This is a genomic window from Beggiatoa alba B18LD (assembly GCF_000245015.1).
GTDB classification, from domain to species: Bacteria; Pseudomonadota; Gammaproteobacteria; order Beggiatoales; family Beggiatoaceae; genus Beggiatoa; species Beggiatoa alba.
The window spans coordinates 4,055,221-4,077,608 of the sequence record NZ_JH600070.1 but is presented as its reverse complement, the minus strand read 5'-3'; the positions used below and the strand labels follow the sequence as shown (position 1 = coordinate 4,077,608).

Genomic DNA, 22,388 nt, shown 5'->3' with positions numbered 1-22,388 from the left:
ATCATTTGTGGGAGCTGTTTTTATAATGTCGACAACACAACTCATTGATAAATTTAACCGTAAAGTAACTTATTTACGTATATCTGTAACTGACCGCTGTGATTTTCGCTGTGTCTATTGCATGGATGAAAAAATGAATTTTTTACCACGGGCGCAGTTATTGACCTTGGAAGAAATTGCGCTGATTGGACAGGCTTTTGTCGAGTTGGGCGTTTCTAAAATTCGTATCACGGGGGGAGAACCGTTGGTGCGAAATAATATTATGCAATTGTTTGATAAATTGGGTCAGTTAGATGGCTTAAAAGAGTTGGTTTTAACTACAAATGGCTCTCAATTGCAAAAATTAGCGCAACCATTGCGCGATTCGGGTGTTAAGCGAATTAACATCAGTTTAGATAGTTTACGGGCGAACCGATTTACACAAATTACACGAGTCGGACAATTATCAACGGTCTTAAAAGGCATTGATGCCGCTTTACAAGTTGGCTTTGAGCGGATTAAGTTGAATACCGTGATTTTAAAAAATCGTAATGAAGACGAAATTATCGACCTTGTTAATTTTGCCATTGATAAAGGCATAGACATCAGTTTTATTGAAGAAATGCCATTAGGGGTGATTGGGGAACATAATCGCGCTGAAGCCTACTATTCCAGCGACCAAATTCGCCAAGATATCGAGCAAGTTTTTCCTTTCATTCCAACGACTGAAACCACAGGCGGCCCTGCAAAGTATTATCGAATTCCGAATACGGATACTCGTGTTGGTTTTATCTCTCCGCACAGCCATAATTTTTGTGAATCCTGTAATCGCGTGCGCCTCACGACAGAAGGGCGTTTATTACTCTGTTTAGGGCAAGAACATTCTATTGATTTACGTCGAGTGGTGCGTGCGAATCCCAATAATATGGAAGTTTTAAAACAAGCCATTGTGAAATCTATGGAAATCAAACCCAAAGGACATGATTTCGATTTAACTCGTCAGCCAATTATTTTACGCTACATGAATATGACAGGCGGGTAGCCTTTCCTGCTAATACAATGAAATAGCGTTATTTTTAGGGAGAGCCAATGACGCAAGATAATTTCTATCAACCCATGATGAGTCAAGCAGGATTAAAGCCCACGTTTTCCGTGCTTGCCTTAGATGAATATGGGTTAACCAATGAGGTACACATTGCGGGAGAATCCCCGTTGACATTATTTATTGATAATAAGGAAGTTGTCACTTTGATGACTTTGGGGATTTATCCTGAAGCCTTAACCATTGGTTACTTACGCAATCAACGGTTTATAGAATATTTAACGGAAATAAAATCGGTTTGCGTCAATTGGGATAGGGAGCGTGTCGATGTTGTCACCTTCAAGGGAATTACTGAATGGGATAGAAAAATAAGTAAGCGCACAATAACGACAGGTTGTGGGCAAGGCACGGTCTTTAGTTGCAGTGTTGATAAAATTTATCATGTGCGTTTGCCTGAGGTACAAATTAAACAATCTTATATTTACGCCTTGCTCAATGCGTTGAATCAATATAATGAAATCTACCGCCAAGCAGGTGCGGTGCATGGTTGCGCCTTGTGTGAAGGCACAGAGATTTTATACTTTGTAGAAGATGTGGGACGGCATAATGCAGCGGATACGATTGCGGGGCAAATGTGGTTAAACCAATGGACGGGAGAAAACAAAGTTTTTTACACCACAGGGCGTTTAACTTCTGAAATTGTGATGAAAGCCGCGAATATGGGCATTGCTATTTTGTTATCGCGTTCAGGGGTCACACAAATGGGCATTGAATTAGCCGAACAAATTGGCGTGACCATGATAGCGCGGGCAAAAGGGAAACATTTTCTTGTTTATACAGGGACTAAGAATATTATTTTTGATGCAATTCCTAGTATGGATACGGTGAAAATACTGGATAAACATTATGAATAATCGGAATTCGTGAGTGTCTCTAATCAAGCCTATCTTCTTTGAACCATCGCTCATAAGGTTATAACCCGATTAAAAAATTGTAAGTGAACTCATAAAATTGCGTAAAACATCATTCATAAAGGTTACTTTTATGCAATTTTTTAAAACACTTCTCTTAAGTCTTTTCTTACTTTCCCCCCCGCTTTACGCCGTTGAACCTCAAGTAGCGACCTCAGCCGACCATGTGCTTTATTTACGGGCAGATGGCAGTGTTTGGGCATGGGGGGGAGATATTTCTATGAATAATCCGCGTATGACTGCGAATGTCGTGAGTATCGCAACGGGCGCGTATCACCATTTTGCGATTAAAGCTGATGGAACGCTGTGGGCATGGGGTGATTCCCGATATTTTCCAAATGCCTCACAACATGGCTATCCTGAAACGATTATAGACCCTATTCAATTACCCATTACCAACGTTAAAAGCGTCATTATTGCTGAAACACATCAATTGATTTTAAAAAATGATGGAACGGTGTGGAGTTGGGGCAGTAACACGTTGGGTCAATTGGGCAATGGGATGCAAGATGAAAACTATCACGATACTCTAACGCAAGTGGCTATTCCTGCAAATATTATTGCAATTGCTGCGGGTGGTGGTTCTGAGTTTGGTTTAAATCTCTCAACATATACGTATGCTAACACCATTTATGCTCACTCTTTAGCCCTAGATACACAAGGGAAAGTATGGGCATGGGGAGGCAACGGACAAGGGCAATTAGGCTTAGGGGATACCGTCAACCGTTTAAGCCCTGTACAACTGCCATTAACCAATGTTGTACAAATTGCCGCAGGGGCAAAACACAGTTTAGCACTGACGCAAGACAATCGTTTATGGAGTTGGGGACTGGATTACAACGGTAACGATCAAACGCATTTAAGTCCGCAAACTATCAACATTGCCTTAAATGGGGTAGAAACCATTGAACATATCGCTGCTGGTGGTACTTATTCAATGGTGAGAATTAATGCAAAAGGGGCCTCTATTATCAAAACGTGGGGGATAGCAGGTTGGGGAAATGAACCGAGCTATACCCCTGTTAATCTTGTAAATAACGTTCCTTATATCATTACTATGGGGATTGGTAGTCACAGTATCAGACCCAGTAGTCGTTTTAGTGTTATCGATACCAGTGTCGCATTTCTTGATAATCAAGGACATGTCTATTTTCTGGGGGCTCAACAAACAACTAAGAAAGATAAACTCATCCCCATTTCTTTTGCAAGCACAAAACCCCGACATGTTTTATACATGCCCGAAGGTTTTTTAGGTAATGGCGTTACTGAATTCATTACGGTTTTAAATACCAATGATGTTCCTGCCTATGGCTATCTACAATTGATTTATGAAAACAGTGGTATGCAAAGCCAAATCCCCGTTGAATTTCCGCCAAAACAACGAAGTACAATAGATTTATTTGCTTATAAAAAATTCTATATTAATGAGTTTCTCACCGAAGAATTACGTTATGCAGACCCATTTGCAATGCGCTTAATTATGTATCAACCCATTACCGCCTCACTCACCCATTATGACAATGGCATTGCTTTAGGTAGCGAATTTACCGCAACCACAAGCAACCGCTGGCATAGTGCATTAGGCATGAATGTCAATTATGAACGGGATTACCTCTGCATCGAAAAAGCAGATGACGCGAATGTTACTAATATTACCGTCACCTTAACTCATGGTTTAACAGGTAATACCTTTAACTACAATGTGCCTGTCGCACAACTCTCTTATTTTGCAGGTGGTCGTATCTCCGTCTTTTTACAAGACATCCTTAATAGTTCCCCTGTTGCAAGCGCGTTTAAAAATGCCCCGTTTAGCATCACCGTCACCAGTGGTAATCAACTCGTTGTCGCTCTCAGCCATTACGACGACAGCTTACACGAAGGCACATTAACCTTATTACAACCTAATAACGGAAGCGCGACAGGCTATGTTGCTGAGGGCTGGCTTGCAGGAAATGCTTTTGAAATCGTCGATATTTTCAACCCAAACACAGAAGCAGTGACTATCGACTGGAATATGATGGGCAGTATTAACAAACAATTTTCAACCACAATTCCCGCAGGACAAAAAGGTAGCGTGTTATTAAATGACCATGTTAGCAAGCAACAAGATTATGCACTTGGATATCAAGCTCATACCGCTAACGGCGCACCCGCTAACATCGTCGCAAATTTCTCTGATTTTGACGAAATCAGCTTAAACGGCGTGCCTTTCGTACAACCTAACAAGGTTTGGGAACTGTCTGAAGGCTTTATTAATAACACCCCAAACAGGGTGCGTGAATATTTATTGCTCGCCAATCCCAACAACCAAACGGCTAACGTTAAACTCTTGTTCTACTACGATTTACCGATAGAGCCGACCATTATTAACTTAAGCATTCCCCCCAAAGCAAAAGGCGGTTTAGCTCCTCACGATGATAATCGCTTATTCCGTCGTCCCGCCGACCAAATTGGCACTGCTTTTGGGATACGGATTGAATCTGATGTTGCTATCGTGCCCTACTTTGTACATTTTGATTATGTATTTGGCGGTAGCTTTGCCATGACAGGCATACCGAAGTAGTTTTCTAGTCTTAACCCTGCAAAAAAATAGCGGATAATTGGGTTCTAAACCACGATTATCCGCTATCATGAAATCTATCCTTAAACTTCATCGCAAAAAATTTTTAAAACTCCTGTGTTTACTCCTATTTTTCACCCTTCCGCTCTTCATCACCAGTTTAATATGGCTTACATCCAGCATTCACGCCTTACTTCACACACAAACTGATGCATTAACCTTTGCTACCAACTTGATTAATAGCGTATTACTGATATGTATTGCAATGTTAGGACTATTTCCCCTCAGCGATTTTAAAACATGGGTTTGGGAACAAGAGACACTCACCGTTTACCATTTTTATGTTTGGAAACAAACTTATCTACTCTCAAATTTAACTGCATTTTATGTGATGAGTGTCACAGGTATGCGACAATATCAAACAAAACCCTATCAAATTCTAATCCTTTCTTTTAAAAATCCCCGCACACAAAAAACATCAACACTTTCTTTCTCATCACAATATTTTAAAAATTTTGCATTGCTGGTTGCACAAGTCAAACAACGCAATATTTCAGAAAATAAAGAATTAATCGAAACAAAAACCTTAATATTCTGGTCATTACTTGCTTATATCGTCTTTTTAATTCTACTTGCGGCAATTTTGACAAAAATAACTTAAACGCACCTAATGCTTTTCTCTCTCTCAATCTGTTTCGTCATACTCAAGTTATTTACTAACTTGACGCATTCTGTCGCAAAGATTGTCGCAAATATGAAACAGTTTTTTTATCGGAAATTTTTATTGCACCTGCACAACATCAACTATTTTTTTATTATTAAATAACTATTTACCTGTTTCTTGCTATCCTAAGTTAATCGGTCTAATTCTTGCTGTACTCGGCTTCAGTTAGATAAATACTAACTTAACTAATTCTAGGGAAAAAACAATATAATTCCCGATACTATTGCTAACTCGATTTAGCGATAGACAACTACAAAAAAGACAGTGGACATCTTTCACCCCTAACAAGGAGGCACTTTTATGCAAAAGTCCCTTTATATCGACGCGCAAAAATGCACGGGCTGTTTACAATGCGAAATGGCTTGTTCATATGAACACGAAGGCGTTTTTAATCCCTCCAAATCACGGATTAAAGTTTTTAACTTTGAACACGAAGGCAAATTTGTTCCTTATACCTGTACACAATGCGCTGAAGCATGGTGTTTACATGCCTGTCCTGTTGAAGCCATTGGTCTAAATAAATTAACAGGGGCAAAAGAAGTTGCTAATTCTCTCTGTGTGGGCTGTAAAGTCTGCACCATTGCCTGTCCATTTGGCACAGTCAACTATAACCAAGAGACTGGTAAAGTCATTAAATGCGATTTATGCGGTGGCGACCCTGCTTGCGCGAATGCCTGTCCAACCCAAGCCATTACTTACGTCGATTCAAATTGGACAGGGTTAGAAAAAATGCGTGCATGGGCAGCAAAATCCGTACAAGTTGCTTAATCAATTCACCAGTGGAGGTTATTTATTATGGCGTGGACAAAAAAAGTTTTGCGGGTGAATTTAACCCATTCAACTTGTAGCGTTGAACCATTAAACATGGTTTGGGCACAAGAATATTTAGGACAACGTGGTTTAGCAACCAAGTATTTAGTCGAAGAAATTGACCCAACAGTTGATGCCTTATCCGCAGGTAATAAGTTAATTATGACCACAGGCCCTTTAACGGGCACGATGGCAGCTACGGGCGGACGTTATTCCGTCGTCACAAAAAGTCCTTTAACGGGTACAGTTGCCTGTTCTAACTCTGGCGGATTCATTGGTGCGGAAATGAAAAACGCAGGGTGGGACATGGTGATTTTTGAAGGTAAAGCCCCTAAACCTGTTTATTTATATCTGGAAAATGACAAAGCCCAATTATTAGATGCCAGCGAAATCTGGGGCAAATCCGTTTGGGCAACTGATGACTGGATTCACCACAAACACCAAGACCCCATGATTCGTGTCGCAACCGTTGGACGTTCCGCAGAAAATGGCTGTTTATTTGCGGGTATCGTCAACGACAAACACCGTGCAGCGGGACGCTCTGGCGTGGGTACAGTCATGGCTTCCAAAAATTTAAAAGCCGTTGCCATTCGTGGCACAAAAGGCGTGGGTAATTTAAAAGACCCCAAAGGCTTTATTGCCGCCACCAATGCCGCTAAAAAAGTTTTACGCGACAACGCCGTGACAGGGGCAGGCTTACCCAAATACGGCACACAAGTCTTGATGAACGTCATCAACGAAATGGGCGCAATGCCAACGCGCAACTGGCGCGAAATTCAATTTGAAGGCGCGGGCAAAATTTCTGCCGAAGCCATGTATGAACCGCGTAAAAGCGATAGCAAGCCTAACCTCGTGACTAATGCCGCCTGTTTTGGTTGCACCATTGCCTGCGGTCGGATTTCCACCATTGATAAAGAACACTACACCATTCAAACCAAGCCTGAATATTGGGGCGCGTCAGGCGGTTTAGAATACGAAGCCGCTTGGGCATTAGGCTCTGATACGGGTGTGGACGATTTAGACGCACTGACTTATGCCAACTTTTTATGCAATGAAGATGGTATAGACCCCATTTCCTTTGGGGCAACTGTCGCCGCAGCGATGGAACTGTACGACATTGGCGCGTTGACCAAAGAACACACAGGCGGTTTAGAAATTAAATTCGGTTCTGCGCAAGCCCTCACCACCTTAGCCGAACTCACCGCACGCGGTGAAGGTTTTGGTAAAGAAATCGGTTTAGGCTCTAAACGCTTATGCGAAAAATACGGACATCCTGATTTATCCATGACCGTGAAAGGGCAAGAATTCCCTGCTTATGACGCACGCGGTATTCAAGGCATGGGCTTAACCTACGCGACCAGCAACCGTGGTGCTTGCCATTTACGGAGCTATACCGTTGCCTCCGAAGTCTTAGGCATTCCCGTCAAAACAGACCCCTTAGAGACAGCGGGCAAACCTGAATTAGTGAAAGCCTTTCAAGATGCGACTGCCGTTGTCGACTCTTCAGGTTTATGCGTCTTTACTACCTTTGCATGGTCACTGAACGACATCCAACCTCAAATCGATGCTGCCTGCGAAGGTGACTGGAGCATGGAAAAACTGCTGTTAATGGGCGAGCGGATTTGGAACTTAGAACGCGAGTTCAATCTAAAAGCGGGCATTACTGCAAAAGATGACACCTTGCCCAAACGCTTATTGACCGAACCTGCAAAAACAGGTCCAGCTAAAGGTCGTGTGAATGATCTCGCTAAAATGCTACCAGAATATTATCAACTGCGTGGCTGGTCTGCTGATGGCATACCCACAACAGAAACTAAACAACGTTTAGGACTGTAATCGCTGATACTCGCTCGACTGCCTGTCGTCGCTTTTTCCAACGATATGCAGCAAAGCCATTAAGATAAGCGTGTTTGTGGTTTGTAGGGTGGAATAGGCGTAAGCCGTATTCCGCCATGTGATTTATAATCTGTTTTTGCTCAGTTTTTACAGAACTTCACGGTGGAATACGCTACGCTATTCCACCCTACAATAATCATGCTCACTTAACTTAATGGCTTTGACGATATGCAGTTGGGTAAAATACCGACAAAAATAGAATAATAGTAACGTTTTAGCCTGTAACACCACCCATCATTACACTCACCCACTCATAACAAATCGGGAGTTAAACTCATGATAACTTTAATTTTTATAATATTACTGTTACTCCCCTTCGGCTGGTGGGCAACAAAAGGATTCGACCTTTTTTACCTTGGGAAAGAACTTCCCAAATTAATGGGATGGTACGCGGTTGTTGGCTTCGCGTTTACGATTTACATCGTACTGTTTTAACGAAATGAGCCAACGCACTAAGATTGCGCAATCATCAGCGACACACTTAAACAGGCTCATCTTCTAACAAGGATATTATCGTGGTGCATCATGTCATTATCGGCGCAGGCCCTGCGGGCGTTATTGCTGCCGAAACCCTCCGTAAAGAAGACCCAGACAGCAAAATTACAATCATCGGTGAAGAAACAGAGCCACCTTATTCACGCATGGCGATTCCTTACTTATTGATTAAAAAAGTGGGGGAAGAAGGGACTTATCTACGAAAAAATCCCCAACACTTTGCAGAACGTCGTATCAACCTCATGCAACAACGGGTTAAACGCATTAACACGCATGACAATTTTGTCGTCTTAGACAATGCCACAACCCATCATTTTGATACCTTACTGATTGCGACAGGCTCAAGCCCCGTGCTTCCACCCGTTGCAGGTATCAATTCTAAAGGTGTGCACAACTGTTGGACGCTCAATGATGCGCGTAACATCATCAAAATTGCCCAACATGGTGCTAAAGTCGTCCTACTGGGTGCGGGATTTGTCGGCTGTATCGTCTTAGAAGCCCTTGCTATGCGTGGCGTTGACTTAACCGTCGTTGAAATGGGCGACCGCATGGTACCTCGGATGATGCCCCCCAAAGCGGGCAACTTAATTAAAACGTGGTGTCAATCCAAAGGCGTACAAGTTTGTACCTCTACTCGAGTTGTCTCCATTGAACGCGACGACAAACGCCCACACCCGCTTGCTGTTTCTTTAAGCGATGGGCGCGTATTAGAAGCGGACTTAGTTATCTCTGCGGCGGGTGTACGTCCAAATACCCAATTTTTACAAGGCAGTGGCATTCAAACCCATAAAGGCAACGGTATTCTGGTTGACCACTACCTACAAACCAACATCCCCAGCATTTTTGCAGCGGGCGATGTTGCCGAAGGGCGCGATTTTTCAACATGGAACTTTGAAGTTCATGCCATTCAACCCACTGCCGCCGAACATGGACGCATTGCCGCCCTGAACATGACAGGACATCGACATTTTTATCGCGGTAGTTTTAACATGAACGTCTTAGACACTTTAGGCTTAATCTCTGCCTCATTTGGTTTATGGATGGGCGTTGATGGTGGCGACAATGTAGAACTCTACGACCCTGAACGCTACCGCTATATCAAGCTAGAATTTAAAGAAGACTTCTTAGTTGGTGCAACCAGCTTAGGCGTAACGCAACACATTGGCGTACTCCGTGGCTTAATTCATGGACGTGTGCCATTAGGCAGTTGGAAAGAACGCTTAAAAGCCGACCCGTTCCGCTTAATGGAAGCCTATTTAGCCAGAACCCAAATTCCTGAATCATCAGGCTGGCGACCCGAAGACACCCGTAGAGCCGCATTATTAGAGGTGTAACATGTTAATTACCCTAAAATTATACGCCAGTCTTGCGCAATATTTACCCACAGGGGCGAAACGCAATCAAACGGAGCTGGATATAGCCGAAGGGACATCGTTACAAGATTTAATTACAACACATCATATTCCTGAACAATCTGCCCACTTAGTCCTGATTAATGGGGTTTATGTCGCTCCCGATAAACGGGCAAGCGCACGATTAAATCAAGGCGATATTGTTGTAATGTTTCCGCCTGTCGCGGGTGGGTAAATCGCTCAAAAAAAAGACTGGCAGTTCTTCAAAGACTGCCAGCCCTAAAATCGTTTATTCTCATTAAGTTCAGATTAAATCAAATTCCACCCATACACAAATACTTAATTTCTAAGAAATCATCAACCCCATATTTCGACCCTTCGCGTCCAATGCCCGACTCTTTCACCCCGCCAAATGGTGCGACTTCGGTAGAAATAATCCCTTCATTAATCCCCACCATGCCATATTCCAAAGCTTCCGCCACTCGCCAAACTCGCCCTAAATCTCGACTATAAAAATAAGCAGCAAGCCCGAACTCTGTATCATTTGCCATCTGAATCGCTTCTGCTTCAGTTTCAAAACGGAATAAAGGCGCGACAGGGCCAAAAGTTTCCTCACGGGCGACCCGCATCGCAGGCGTAACATTCGCTAAAATGGTCGGCTCAAAAAACGTATTGCCCAACGCATGACGTTTACCGCCACAAACCACCCGCGCCCCTTTACTCACGGCATCCGCAATATGTGCCTCGACCTTTTCCACGGCGTGCATATCGATTAAAGGGCCTTGCTGAGTTTCCCCTTTCAAACCATCACCGACGGTTAATTGTTGCACGGCAACCGCTAACTTTTCCGCAAACTGCTCATAAATACCTGATTGGATTAACAAGCGATTCGCACAAACACAAGTTTGCCCTGCATTCCGATATTTAGACGCAATTGCCCCACTCACCGCTTTATCAAGGTCAGCATCATCAAAGACGATAAACGGCGCATTTCCGCCTAATTCCAAAGAAACTTTTTTCACCGTTCCCGCGCATTGTTGCATCAATAACTTGCCTGTTTCGGTTGAGCCTGTAAATGATAACTTACGTACTAAGGGGTTTGCCGTCATTTCCCCGCCAATCGCTCGAGAATTCCCTGTTAAGACATTGATAATTCCCGCAGGAAAACCCGCGCGGTCAGCCAATTCAGCAAGCGCAAGGGCGGAAAAAGGCGTTTGACTGGCGGGCTTAATCACCACAGGGCAACCAACGGCTAAAGCGGGCGCACATTTACGGGTAATCATGGCATTGGGAAAATTCCACGGTGTAATTGCTGCGACAATGCCAATCGGCTGTTTTAACACAATAATCCGTTGCCCTTGTTTACTAGCGGGTATCACATCGCCATAAACACGTTTAGCTTCTTCGGCAAACCATTCGATAAAAGACGCGCCATAACTGATTTCACCTTTAGATTCGCTCAAGGGTTTACCCTGTTCAGCCGTCATTAAAACGGCGAGGTCATCCTGATTCGCCATAATAAGCTGATACCAAGCCCGCATAATTTGCCCACGTTCTTTCGCAGTTTTATCTCGCCATGCTGTCCATGCTTGCTGGGCAGCAACAATTGCGTGTTGTGTTTCTGCTTCACCCATTTCAGGCACAGTGCCTAATACTGCACCTGTTGCGGGATTAGTAACTGTTATTGTTTTACCACTATCGGCATCTAACCATTGACCATTAATATAAGCTTGTTGACGAAACAAACGCGCATCTTTTAGCGATAACATGGTATCTCCTTAATCTTTAACCACGAAAAACACGAAAGGCACGAAACAGATTTTTTTCGTGTGTTTCGTGCCTTTCGTGGATAAATTAAATATATTGGTTCAGATAAAGAACTATCATTCGTATTCAACAAATATAGCCTTAATCATAAAGGGGTTGCACCTAATGTGTTTCAATACCCTGCCAAAATTCACGCATACTATCGATTTTATAGAATTGGATTAATAAAGCAGTTATCTTTTCATCCGTTAATTGAAACAGGCGTTCTTTTTCTTCTAGTGTTAAAGGCATAAAGCGAGCTTCTAATAAGGTAATTAGGGCTTCTGTTTTTCCTTCGGCTCTACCTTTAAAAATCCCTTCTTCAAATCCTGTAGCCCTTTCTTGTTGCCGTATCTGTTGAATCGCATTGTCTAACATGGCTTTTACCTCGTATTTATCTTGATAGACCTGCTCCAAACTTTGATAGTCTTCTACAGAGCGTCGTCCGTGTATCTGAAATGCTCAAAGCCTTCATATTCGGCAAAAGAAAATAAATATAAACTTTGTAAAATATTGGGAGAAATCAAGGCTAATTCTTGAAAAACTGTATTTTGCATCATTTCTTGTTTAATACTGTTCACAACATCTTTAATAACTACCGGTAATATTTCACAGAGTTGTTTAAAAGCTTCTTTTTCGCCTGTTACAATATGATAAAAATGGTCAATTGAAACGCGCCGAATACGTTCGTCGGATAATTGCTCTCCTTCTAAAGAGATTATCCAAGGGATATTTTGGCTATTTTTTGCAATCACTTCAACAAGAAAACATTGTGCACATGGGTCTTGATTAATTGCATGTTGCATTCTCATATAAGTCTTTTGTGATGAAGAAGAATTCATTGTGTTATGTTTATTCTTCATTTCAACGAAAATTTTTAATTCGTCGTTAACGATATCAAATCCTTTAGCAGGAACATACCAGCCATTTCCTAAATAATTGAAAATATTTTGATGGAAATAGCCTATATGATTAGTATTTGATTTATCAATTTGTCTCATGATTTCATCATTAATCAACAGTTGTGGATTTTTCTGGTAAATGATGTGATCAAAAGTGAGCTTAATAGGATCAACTAAGTTTTGATTGAAGGATTTTAAATCCATCTTAAACCGATATTTTAAAATGGTTTCTTGTACATGATTAAATAGGTTTTCGTTAGAAATGAAGTTTAAGTTGTAAGTGTTCATACCTGACAGTCTGCATTCCCATTAAATACTGTTTAATAGATAAGCCGATATGTTTGGCTAAATTGACGGGGACAGCATTCCCGATTTGTTTATATTGTTCTGCGACTGAACCGACAAATTCCCAATTATCAGGAAAAGATTGAATTCTTGCATTTTCTCGCACGGTGAAGGGTCTTAACTCATCGGGGTGACAACGGTCTGTTTGCTTTTGAGCAGGCGAACATAACACGGTTAAACCTGCTTCATCCCATGACATACGCCGAGCAATCCCTGTTTTCCCGCCTCCTAAATGATAACTCCCTGCTAAATATTCTCGCGCGATTTCGTCGGGTAAATCCCGCCAACATCCGCCTTGTGGAATTAATGCAAAAATCGCTTTTTTCTTCTCGTTATAACTCGCACCAAGTGAATCAGGCACATTTTGCAAAACATCACGCAATGTTAATTTTTTACATAAAGGCTTAGGAAAGGTATAGTCAAAACCAATTTTAGCTCTTACGTCATTTCTTACACCAATAATGACAATACGTTCACGTTTTTGTGCAACTTCATAATCAATTGCATTTAAAATTTTATAATAAACTTGATAACCGACTTCTTTAAATACATTCAGCATGGTTTCTAAAGTTCTGCCTTTATCATGGCTGACTAAACCCTTTACATTTTCTGCTAAAAACATGTTAGGTTGTAATTCTTTTAAAATTTCGGCAAAACTATAAAATAATGTGCCTCGAGTATCTTCTAAGCCTAATTTTTTACCCGCATAGCTAAAGGCTTGACACGGATACCCCCCTGATAATAAATCAAGTGGCTTATCTAATTTAATGCTTTTTGAAATACCCACATCTGCAATGCTGAGAATATCATCCTCGATGATATACCAATCAGGTCGGTTTTTTCTCAATGTTGCGCAGGCCCATTTATTATTTTCTAATACGGCTTTTGTATCAAAGCCTGCTAACGCAAGCCCAAGCGCAAGCCCGCCAGCTCCCGCAAATAACTCAATCACTGACGGCGTATAACTCTCGAAAGAAGCACAATTGAGTTGCATAACACTCATTAAAACACCCTAATCCACGAAAAACACGAAAGGCACGAAACAGATTTTTTTCGTGTTTTTCGTGCCTTTCGTGGATAATTTATTCAGTTTCATTTATCACTAACATCGGGTCTATCATCGTACCGTTAAAACTTACACCCCAGTGTAAATGCGGCCCCGTTGCCCGTCCTGTCATGCCCACTTTGCCAATAGGTTGTCCCACGGAAACGGCTTGATTTTCCTGAACATCAATTTCACTGAGATGGCAATACATGGTCACAATACCGTAACCATGGTCGATAAAAACGCTATTGCCATTAAAAAAGAAATCGCCTGTTAATACGACAATTCCATCCGCAGGGCTTTGAATAATCGCCCCTTGTCCCGCAGAAATATCTAGCCCGCTGTGAGGTTTACGCGGTTGATTGTTGAAAAAACGCCGTAAGCCAAAAGGACTGCTAAAGCGTCCCGCAACTGGTTTTATTAAGGGTAAAGGTAACAGCGAAACCGCACGCCATGCAGGATTTAAGGCAATTTGTACTAATTTGTTTTCTTGCTCAATCCGCCGTAAATCGTCGGGTTCTGGGTCAACTTGACGTTTATTTTTTAAAGTTAAACGTTGTTCCGCATACTTTTTATCAACAATTTGAAACGGATAACGGGTGTTTGTTTGGGCATCAATTAATGTTTGTGTCCCTACCGCCGTAGATAAAGGAATACCAACTAATGCAACCCAACGTTGTGTTTGAACATCAAACCACAAGGCAACCCGTTTACCGTTATAACGCATATCAGGCGGTAAAGTCGGATTATTGCTGTTAAGAACTATCCATGCAATTCCCCCAGCAACAGCGGGCGTTGTGCGTATTTTATTGAGAACTGTCGCTAGTTCATTCGCTTGAGCAACGTTTAAACTTAGCCCCAACCACAAAATACTAAACAACATCCAACCTATTGCACGGTATCGCATTATTAACCTCTCACATAAAGTATTAAGCCAGCATTTTATTTAAAAACGCTAACGTTTTAGCGCGGGTATCTTCGGCAGCTTCTAAATCGTAATTTAAATTTTCAGGATTGATAAACCCTGCATCTGCATCATAACTATGACATTCTAGCGGTCTCTCAGCTTCTGCCATGACATGTTCTAATGCCGCTTGTTTATCAGGCCATGTTTTTTCTGTTTCTGCAAAGACTGCAAAAACAGGACATTGCAAATTCGCAACTTTATGTCTATCAATAATAATCCGACAGTAATATAAAACAAGTGCTTGGACATCTCCCGACATTTGTAACGCCAAATTTTGTGCTTGCAAACCGCCTGCCGCCCAACCTAACACACTGATTTTTCTCTTTGCCGTTTTTAACGCGCTCAATGCCGTGCTGAGTTTACGACTCACAATATCAGGGTTTAGTGTGTGCATTAATTCACTGGCTTCTTTACTATTATTGGCGACTTTACCGTCATATAAATCGACAACCATGACATAAAAGCCTTGTTCTGCAAAATAATTTGCCCAGTCACGGTTGTAGTCGGACACGCCGAATGAGTCATGAATCATCAATAAACCTTTGGTCGCTTTTTTTGCACCTGCGACATAAGTGTTAAAGATTTCACCCTCTGGTGTGGTCAACTCCATTCAAAAGCTCCTTAATACATGAAAATACTGTAAAAACTATATCAAAAAAGAGGTGATAGTGAATGGTTATTAAACTTTCACAAAATAACGCTTCATTTTGCTCTACAGTGACTAATAACAAGGCAATTGCACGATTCACCATGCGTTTAAAGGAGCGAATCATAGTCGCAAATTGGCTCTTTAGCAAATACTCACATAACAGAAGTTTAATGATTGAATTTGCAAAATAAGTAAAAAACCTATTTCCTTTCTCAATTTTTTTGCTACAATAGTCCTCATTAGGACAATCAATATTAGTTTAAATGAGGCAAGCGATAATGACTGCACGTTATACCCCGACCGCGATTACTTTACATTGGCTCATTGCCTTATTGCTGTTTGGCTTATTAGGACTGGGCTTTTATATGAGCAACTTACCCTTATCACCTGAAAAGCTACAGTTGTATTCATGGCATAAATGGATAGGCGTAACCGTCTTTTTCCTCGCCTGTTTCCGTTTAGCATGGCGCATGACGCACCCCGCCCCCGCCTTACCTGCTGGGATGAAATGGTGGGAAATTTATGCCGCCCATGCAGTGCACATTCTCTTATACGGCTTAATGTTAGCGATTCCGTTATCAGGCTGGTTAATGAGTTCAGCAGCAGGCTTTCCCGTCGTGTATTTTGGCGTATTGCCGTTACCTGATTTAGTCTCAAAAAATACAGAGTTACGCGAGCTTTTTGGCGCGATACATGGCAGTTTAAACTTCCTCCTGATTGCTTTAATTGTGTTACATATTGGGGCAGCGATTAAACATCAATGGATTGCCAAAGATAATCTTTTAAAACGGATGTCCTTCTTTTCATAAGGTGATATTTATGATGATGAAAAAATGCTTTTTACTCCTACTATTGGGCGCATCATCCTTAAGCCCATGGGCACACGCACTGGAATATAACGCCGTAGTAGCCAAAGACAGCAAAATCGATTTTGTTTATACCCAGATGAATGTCCCCGTTGAAGGCATATTCAAAGCCTTTGATGCACAAATACAATTTGACCCTGCAAAACCTGAAAGCACCAGCGCGAAAATCGACATTGATTTAAACAGCATCGATTTAGGCAGTGATGAAGCAAACACAGAAGTAAAACGGAAACCATGGTTTAACTTAGCAGTTTTTCCAAAAGCAACGTTTAGTAGTCAAAGCGTGAAAAGTCTCGGCAATGACCGTTATGAAGTAACAGGCGAACTGGATATTAAAGGCAAAAAGCAAGCGGTTGTCTTACCTGTCGTTGTAAAGCAACTGGATGCTAAAGTGGAATTTAGCGGACAATTCGTCTTAAAACGCCTGCAATTTAATATCGGTGAGGGGGCTTGGTCAGATACTGAAACCGTCGCCGATGATGTCACTATAAAATTTTCTGTCATCGCCACTGCAAAACCCTAAGCAGGGCAACGTTTACCCCATTAATTGGATTTAACTATATTTTTTATCGGAGTTTTACCATGAAAAAGACTTTATTATCTGCCGTATTATTAGGTTTAAGCACGACTGTTTTTGCGGCTGACACATTAACCATCGATTCAACCCATACATTCCCTAGCTTTGAAATCAATCATATGGGATTTTCTACCCAACGCGGTCGGTTTAACAGCACCAAAGGAACGGTTGTATTAGATACGCAGAAAAAAACAGGTTCTGTGGACATCGTTATCGATGCAACATCCATCGACACAGGTTTAGCCAAATTAGAAGAACACTTACGTGGCGAAGACTTTTTTAACGTGGAAAAATTCCCGACTTTAACCTTTAAGTCCACCAGCGTGAATTTTAAAGACGACAAACCCGCATTTATTGAAGGTAATTTAACCTTATTAGGCACAACTAAGCCGGTGACTTTAACCGTGAATTACTTCAATTGTGGTACAAATCCCATTACCAAGAAATATCATTGCGGAGTTGATGCAACAACCAGTATCAAACGTTCTGAATTCGGCATGTCAACCTACGTGCCTGCCGTTAGTGATGAGGTCAAAATCAGCATTCAAGCAGAAGCGTTTAAAGGCTAACCGCAAAATTTAACTGAAGCGTGCAAGGGGTGGAAATCCTAATTTTCTGCTCCTTTCTTTTTACTTTCCTGCCGTTTTCGATAAAAAGTTCGTTCTTGCAGGCCTAATTGTTGTGCTAACGCTTTTAATGTCCCTGTAAAATTCGCTTCTGCCCAAGTTAAATAGTTTTTTTCTACCTCGTCTAACGTGCAAAATGCTGTACAGAACTGTGGCTCTTCCTTCATTTCTGGATGTAGATTTGGCACAACTTCAACATTTAAATGATGCGGTAGAATTTCCTCCCCATCTGTTAATAAACTCGCCCGCTCTAATAAATTGCGTAATTCACGAATATTGCCCATAAAAGCATAGTTTTGTAAAAAAGCTAAACTGCTAGGATGCAAGGTTAATACGCGATGAGGAGCTATGCGTTTTAATAAAGAATCACATAACAGGCCAATATCTTCGCGCCGTTGCCTTAACGCAGGTAGTGTGATAGGAAAAACATTGATTCTATAGTATAAATCCTGCCTAAAAGTGCCTGTTTGTACCATGTCTGCTAATGGTTTATGGGTTGCACAAATTAAGCGAAAATTAGCTTTTTGTGGCTCTATACTGCCAACTCGCCGATAAATGCCTGTTTCTAATAAACGTAATAGTTTTACTTGTAAATTCAAGGGAACATCGCCGATTTCATCTAAAAATAATGTGCCATCGCGTGCTTGTTCGACTAAACCGAATTTACGTTGATACGCGCCTGTGAACGCGCCTTTTTCATGTCCAAATAGTTCACTTTCAAATAAATTTTCTGATAAGCCCGAACAGTCAACAGGCACAAATTGCCCTTTTGCATAAGGACTTTCTGCATGAATTGCCTGTGCAATTAAGTCTTTACCCGTTCCCGACTCTCCTAGCAGTAAAACAGTCGCCTCGCTTGGCGCGACTCGGGAAACTAAGCCTAACACCTGTTGAAACGCAGGACTGCGCCCGACTAATCCTTCAGCCATGATGTCAGGACTGGCGATTTTTAGCGTTCGTAACACCTCTAATAAATAAACAATTTCCCCGTTGCTGTTGCGAATCGGCAAAGTTTGGATGTCGACATGGCTTTCACCGTGGCGGGTGTAATGAATGTGTAGCACACGCTGGGCTTCGCCTGTTTCTAACGTAGTTTTTAGGGGACAGCTTTCGCCCGCTTGGTCACAAGGGACATTGTAATGATGTGATGCTGCATAACAATAAGTTTTTTCAGGTGAAATCTTAGTGTAATGCGTTTGATAAGCGGTGTTAGTCGCCAAAATTTCATAGTCAACGCTGAGCAGGGCAGCGGGCACAGGATAGTACTGTAGAAATTGCAGAATTTCAGGGCTAGGCATTACCGTCATTTTTGGCAGTCTTTGAAAAGGTGATTAAGTCATTTTTGACAGTTTATCTAAATTCAAAATAGAACACAATTTAAAATTTTTATTTATAAACAAATAGTTATTTTTAAATAAGAAATCGGCATTGCTTTTGCCAAGTCTTTAAAAAGCACTTTTATGGCAAATCACATATACAGGCCGTGAAATCGCTTATTTATCATGAATTATCGTAAGTAATATACTGATATTAAAAATAAATTTTTTTGGCATGATTCATGGTATTAGCTTGAGCTTACGATTATATTCTGCAAGCAATTATCTGAGGTCATTATGCAAAAATCGTTTTTTACACCACTAAAACGGGAAATTATCAGTATTTTAGCAATTAAATTATTGATTTTGTTTGTTTTAAAAAATTGCTTTTTTAGCGAACCCATCGCCCAACATTGGACTGTGCCTAATATGGATGGGGTGTTTTTTTCTTCTGTGATAAAAGTTGAGTAGTAAAGCATGACTGACAGTATTGTAGAACTCTCGCGTTTACAGTTTGCGATTACCGCGCTGTATCATTTTTTATTTGTGCCTTTAACCTTGGGCTTGTCGTTTTTAATGGCAATTATGGAATCGGTTTATGTCATGACGAATAAACAGATTTATAAGGATATGACCCAATTCTGGGGCAAATTATTTGCGATTAATTTTGCGCTAGGGGTGACGACTGGCATCACGATGGAGTTTCAATTTGGTACAAATTGGGCGTATTACTCGCATTATGTCGGTGACATTTTTGGCGCACCGTTGGCAATTGAGGGCTTAATGGCGTTTTTCTTAGAATCGACATTTATCGGTTTGTTTTTCTTTGGTTGGGATAGATTAAGTCAGCGTAAGCATTTAATGGTCACTTGGTTAGTGGCAATTGGTTCAAATTTATCCGCTTTGTGGATTTTAATCGCTAATGGCTGGATGCAAAATCCTGTCGGTGCAGAATTTAGCTATGAAACCATGCGTATGGAAATGGTGAGCTTTAGCGAAGTTATTTTTAATCCTGTCGCACAAGTGAAATTTGTGCACACCGTTGCAGCGGGATATGTCACAGGTTCAGTGTTTGTATTAGCGATTAGTGCCTTTTATTTGCTGAAAAGACGCGATGTGGAATTTGCTCGCCGTTCATTCGCGGTCGCTTCGGGCTTTGGTTTAGCAGCGATTTTATCCGTTATCGTCTTAGGAGATGAAAGTGGTTACACCGCAGGCGAAGTGCAAAAAGTCAAGCTCGCGGCGATTGAAGCTGAATGGAATACCGAAGAAGCTCCCGCCGCTTTTACCTTGTTCGGTTTCCCCAATCAGGAAAGCCAAACAACGGATTATGCTATTAAAATTCCTTATGTGATGGGAATTATTGCCACGCGCTCTTTTAATGAAGAAGTCAAAGGCTTAAAACAACTCATTGCTGAAAATGAGGAACGGATTAAACGCGGAATAACGGCTTATACCTTATTCAAGCAATTGCGTGAACAGCTCAAAGCAGGACAAGTGCAAGCGGAAACTAAAGCCGAGTTTGAAAAATATAAACAGGATTTAGGCTACGGCTTATTGCTGAAAAAATACACGGCTGAAGTTATTAATGCGACACCTGAACAAATTCATCAAGCTGCGTTAGACACAGTCCCCCATGTCGCGCCATTATTTTGGGCGTTTCGTCTGATGGTCGGCGCAGGTTTTACCATGTTGATTTTATTTGTATTAGCGGTTTATTTCACCGCACAACGCACATTAACCCATCCTAATCGCCGCTGGTTTCTCTGGTTCGCGCTGTGTTGTTTGCCTTTGCCTTGGATTGCCTCAGAAATGGGCTGGTTTGTAGCAGAATATGGTCGCCAACCATGGTCAATTGCCGAAATTTTACCTACCCATTTAAGTGTTTCTAGTCGTTCAATGAACGATTTATATTTCAGTTTGGCGGGATTTATTGGTTTTTATACGCTGTTATTTATCGTAGAAATGTTTTTAATGATTAAATACGCCCGTTTAGGCCCTAGCAGTTTAGGCACAAAACGCTATCACTTTGAACAAATGACAACCATCAGCGCGAAAGGATAAAAAATCATGTTGGATTATGAAAGTTTAAAGCTGATTTGGTGGCTTTTTGTTGGCATTTTGCTGATAGGTTTTGCAATTACAGACGGTTTTGATATGGGTATTGGTACGCTGTTACCTTTTGTGGCACGCAACGATACAGAACGGCGGATTGTGATTAATGCCATTGGGGCAACGTGGGAAGGCAATCAAGTGTGGTTTATCACTGCGGGCGGGGCGATTTTTGCGGCTTTGCCAATTGTTTATGCAGTCGCTTTTTCAGGCTTTTACATTGCCTTATTACTGGTTTTATTCGCGCTATTTTTGCGTCCTGTTGGCTTTGATTATCGCAGTAAAATCAAACATCCTTATTGGCGGTCAACATGGGATTGGGGTTTATTCATCGGTGGTACAGTGCCTGCAATTGTGTTCGGCGTGGCGTTCGGTAACTTGTTGCAAGGCGTGCCGTTTTACTTCGACGACGAATTGCGGGCTTTTTATACGGGCAGTTTTTGGCAATTACTCAACCCCTTTGCGCTGTTAGCGGGCATTGTCAGCTTTTCCATGTTAGTGATGCACGGCGCGATTTATTTACAAATTCGCACAGAAGGCGCGATTTATGAACGCAGTCAACGCGCAACATGGCTTTTTGGTTGGTTATTTATCGGCAGTTTTGCATTAGCAGGTTTATGGTTAATCTTTGGTATTCAAGGTTATCAAGTGTTGACAATGCCAGCAACCGACGCATTGCCGAATCCTTTAGCCAAAACAGTCGCCATGCAGGCTGGGGCGTGGTTAAACAATTACGGCACTTATCCACTCACTTTACTTGCACCGATAAGCGCATTTGCGGGCGTAGGGTTAGCAATGCGTTTTGCGCAACGGCAACAGTTAAAGCGGGCTTTTGTAAGTAGTAGTGTGATGTTAGCAGGAGTGATTATGACAGCAGGGTGCGCAATGTTTCCTTTTATCATGCCTTCTAGCGTGAATCCGAATCACAGTTTAATTATTTGGGATTCTGTGTCGAGTCATTTAACCCTGCTGATTATGTTCTATGCGACCCTGATTTTTTTACCGTTGATAGTGTTTTATACCAGTTGGGTTTATCGAGTGTTGCGTGGCAAAATTACCGAGCAACACATTGAGGCTCATCAACATTCCGCTTATTAAGGAGATTGTAACATGTGGTATTTTGCGTGGATGTTAGGCACTGCACTTGCCTGTTCGTTGGGAATTATTAATGTGTTGTGGTTGGAAGCTCAGGAAAGTTTGGAGAAAGATTAGCGAGATTTATAAAACAAAACAGAGACCTGCTAGGTTTTCAAAACCTAACAGGTCCTTTTTTGTCTGAATCAGAATTCACAGAATTTTCAGAATTAGCCGAATTAAAAAGCGTGATTCGCATTAATTTCTTGGTTTA

23 protein-coding genes are annotated in these 22,388 nt (G+C 41.5%); 16 read left to right on the top strand and 7 right to left on the bottom strand.

All coding sequences use genetic code 11. The features are described 5' to 3' along the window. Window positions 1-25: 25 nt before the first annotated feature. From moaA to BEGALDRAFT_RS16830, 9 genes are all read left to right on the top strand, one after another. On the top strand, window positions 26-1,021 hold the full coding sequence (gene moaA, locus BEGALDRAFT_RS16865) for a GTP 3',8-cyclase MoaA (RefSeq protein WP_002692117.1): 996 nt from the start codon (window positions 26-28) through the stop codon (window positions 1,019-1,021). Window positions 1,022-1,068: 47 nt separating this feature from the next. Continuing rightward, a complete protein-coding gene (locus BEGALDRAFT_RS16860; protein ID WP_002692114.1) occupies window positions 1,069-1,935 on the top strand; it encodes a formate dehydrogenase accessory sulfurtransferase FdhD in 867 nt (288 codons plus the stop codon). 130 nt (window positions 1,936-2,065) lie between these two features. Next, window positions 2,066-4,555: an RCC1 domain-containing protein gene (locus tag BEGALDRAFT_RS16855; protein WP_002692112.1), complete on the top strand. Its 2,490-nt coding sequence runs from the start codon at window positions 2,066-2,068 to the stop codon at window positions 4,553-4,555. Window positions 4,556-4,622: 67 nt separating this feature from the next. Beyond that, complete coding sequence (locus BEGALDRAFT_RS16850) at window positions 4,623-5,213, top strand: hypothetical protein (protein WP_002692111.1); 591 nt, start codon at window positions 4,623-4,625, stop codon at window positions 5,211-5,213. Between the two features lie 363 nt (window positions 5,214-5,576). Continuing rightward, on the top strand, window positions 5,577-6,044 hold the full coding sequence (locus BEGALDRAFT_RS16845; RefSeq protein WP_002692109.1) for a 4Fe-4S dicluster domain-containing protein: 468 nt from the start codon (window positions 5,577-5,579) through the stop codon (window positions 6,042-6,044). Window positions 6,045-6,071: 27 nt separating this feature from the next. After that, window positions 6,072-7,922: an aldehyde ferredoxin oxidoreductase family protein gene (locus BEGALDRAFT_RS16840; protein ID WP_002692107.1), complete on the top strand. Its 1,851-nt coding sequence runs from the start codon at window positions 6,072-6,074 to the stop codon at window positions 7,920-7,922. 336 nt (window positions 7,923-8,258) lie between these two features. Continuing rightward, a complete protein-coding gene (locus tag BEGALDRAFT_RS19290; RefSeq protein WP_002692105.1) occupies window positions 8,259-8,417 on the top strand; it encodes a hypothetical protein in 159 nt (52 codons plus the stop codon). Window positions 8,418-8,497: 80 nt separating this feature from the next. Next, a complete protein-coding gene (locus BEGALDRAFT_RS16835) occupies window positions 8,498-9,811 on the top strand; it encodes an NAD(P)/FAD-dependent oxidoreductase (RefSeq protein WP_002692103.1) in 1,314 nt (437 codons plus the stop codon). 1 nt (window position 9,812) lies between these two features. Continuing rightward, complete coding sequence (locus BEGALDRAFT_RS16830; RefSeq protein WP_002692101.1) at window positions 9,813-10,064, top strand: MoaD/ThiS family protein; 252 nt, start codon at window positions 9,813-9,815, stop codon at window positions 10,062-10,064. A 79-nt stretch (window positions 10,065-10,143) separates the two neighbouring features. Here BEGALDRAFT_RS16830 and gabD read toward each other — a convergent pair whose 3' ends face one another. The 6 genes from gabD to BEGALDRAFT_RS16800 form a co-directional block, all read right to left on the bottom strand. Next, window positions 10,144-11,598, bottom strand: a complete 1,455-nt coding sequence (gene gabD, locus BEGALDRAFT_RS16825; RefSeq protein ID WP_002692099.1) for an NADP-dependent succinate-semialdehyde dehydrogenase — start codon at window positions 11,596-11,598, stop codon at window positions 10,144-10,146. A 160-nt stretch (window positions 11,599-11,758) separates the two neighbouring features. Next, complete coding sequence (locus tag BEGALDRAFT_RS16820) at window positions 11,759-12,013, bottom strand: RpnC/YadD family protein (RefSeq protein ID WP_040295019.1); 255 nt, start codon at window positions 12,011-12,013, stop codon at window positions 11,759-11,761. 53 nt (window positions 12,014-12,066) lie between these two features. Continuing rightward, window positions 12,067-12,825: an Eco47II family restriction endonuclease gene (locus BEGALDRAFT_RS16815; protein ID WP_002692097.1), complete on the bottom strand. Its 759-nt coding sequence runs from the start codon at window positions 12,823-12,825 to the stop codon at window positions 12,067-12,069. Beyond that, entirely contained in the window at window positions 12,794-13,876 is a 1,083-nt protein-coding gene (locus BEGALDRAFT_RS16810; RefSeq protein ID WP_157237694.1) for a DNA cytosine methyltransferase, read from the bottom strand. The genes BEGALDRAFT_RS16815 and BEGALDRAFT_RS16810 overlap by 32 nt, the downstream gene beginning before the upstream one ends. Window positions 13,877-13,964: 88 nt before the next feature. Next, complete coding sequence (locus BEGALDRAFT_RS16805; RefSeq protein WP_002692093.1) at window positions 13,965-14,834, bottom strand: peptidoglycan DD-metalloendopeptidase family protein; 870 nt, start codon at window positions 14,832-14,834, stop codon at window positions 13,965-13,967. Between the two features lie 22 nt (window positions 14,835-14,856). After that, window positions 14,857-15,504, bottom strand: coding sequence for a dienelactone hydrolase family protein (locus tag BEGALDRAFT_RS16800; protein ID WP_002692091.1), 648 nt, complete (start codon window positions 15,502-15,504; stop codon window positions 14,857-14,859). A 317-nt stretch (window positions 15,505-15,821) separates the two neighbouring features. Here BEGALDRAFT_RS16800 and BEGALDRAFT_RS16795 point away from each other — a divergent pair, with 317 nt between their 5' ends. From BEGALDRAFT_RS16795 to BEGALDRAFT_RS16785, 3 genes are read left to right on the top strand one after another with little or no spacing between them, the layout of a single operon-like run. Then, the gene (locus BEGALDRAFT_RS16795; protein ID WP_002692087.1) at window positions 15,822-16,352 is read left to right on the top strand and encodes a cytochrome b; all 531 of its coding nucleotides are present in this window, start codon (window positions 15,822-15,824) and stop codon (window positions 16,350-16,352) included. Window positions 16,353-16,362: 10 nt separating this feature from the next. Beyond that, the gene (locus BEGALDRAFT_RS16790) at window positions 16,363-16,932 is read left to right on the top strand and encodes a YceI family protein (protein ID WP_002692085.1); all 570 of its coding nucleotides are present in this window, start codon (window positions 16,363-16,365) and stop codon (window positions 16,930-16,932) included. A gap of 59 nt (window positions 16,933-16,991) precedes the next feature. Beyond that, the gene (locus BEGALDRAFT_RS16785; protein WP_002692083.1) at window positions 16,992-17,555 is read left to right on the top strand and encodes a YceI family protein; all 564 of its coding nucleotides are present in this window, start codon (window positions 16,992-16,994) and stop codon (window positions 17,553-17,555) included. Between the two features lie 38 nt (window positions 17,556-17,593). On the opposite strand, the gene BEGALDRAFT_RS16780 is transcribed toward BEGALDRAFT_RS16785, so the two are convergent. Beyond that, window positions 17,594-18,919, bottom strand: a complete 1,326-nt coding sequence (locus BEGALDRAFT_RS16780; protein WP_002692081.1) for a sigma-54 interaction domain-containing protein — start codon at window positions 18,917-18,919, stop codon at window positions 17,594-17,596. 306 nt (window positions 18,920-19,225) lie between these two features. Between BEGALDRAFT_RS16780 and cydP the strand changes: the two genes are divergently transcribed. The 4 genes from cydP to cydX are packed head-to-tail and all read left to right on the top strand — an operon-like array spanning window position 19,226 to window position 22,252. Next, on the top strand, window positions 19,226-19,399 hold the full coding sequence (gene cydP / locus BEGALDRAFT_RS19285; RefSeq protein WP_002692079.1) for a cytochrome oxidase putative small subunit CydP: 174 nt from the start codon (window positions 19,226-19,228) through the stop codon (window positions 19,397-19,399). Window positions 19,400-19,405: 6 nt separating this feature from the next. After that, complete coding sequence (locus BEGALDRAFT_RS16775) at window positions 19,406-20,992, top strand: cytochrome ubiquinol oxidase subunit I (protein WP_002692077.1); 1,587 nt, start codon at window positions 19,406-19,408, stop codon at window positions 20,990-20,992. A 6-nt stretch (window positions 20,993-20,998) separates the two neighbouring features. Continuing rightward, entirely contained in the window at window positions 20,999-22,138 is a 1,140-nt protein-coding gene (cydB, locus tag BEGALDRAFT_RS16770; protein ID WP_002692075.1) for a cytochrome d ubiquinol oxidase subunit II, read from the top strand. A gap of 12 nt (window positions 22,139-22,150) precedes the next feature. Then, window positions 22,151-22,252 carry a cytochrome bd-I oxidase subunit CydX gene (gene cydX, locus BEGALDRAFT_RS19030; RefSeq protein WP_002692073.1) on the top strand — a complete coding sequence of 34 codons (102 nt, stop codon included), beginning with the start codon at window positions 22,151-22,153 and terminating at the stop codon, window positions 22,250-22,252. Window positions 22,253-22,388 lie beyond the last annotated feature (136 nt).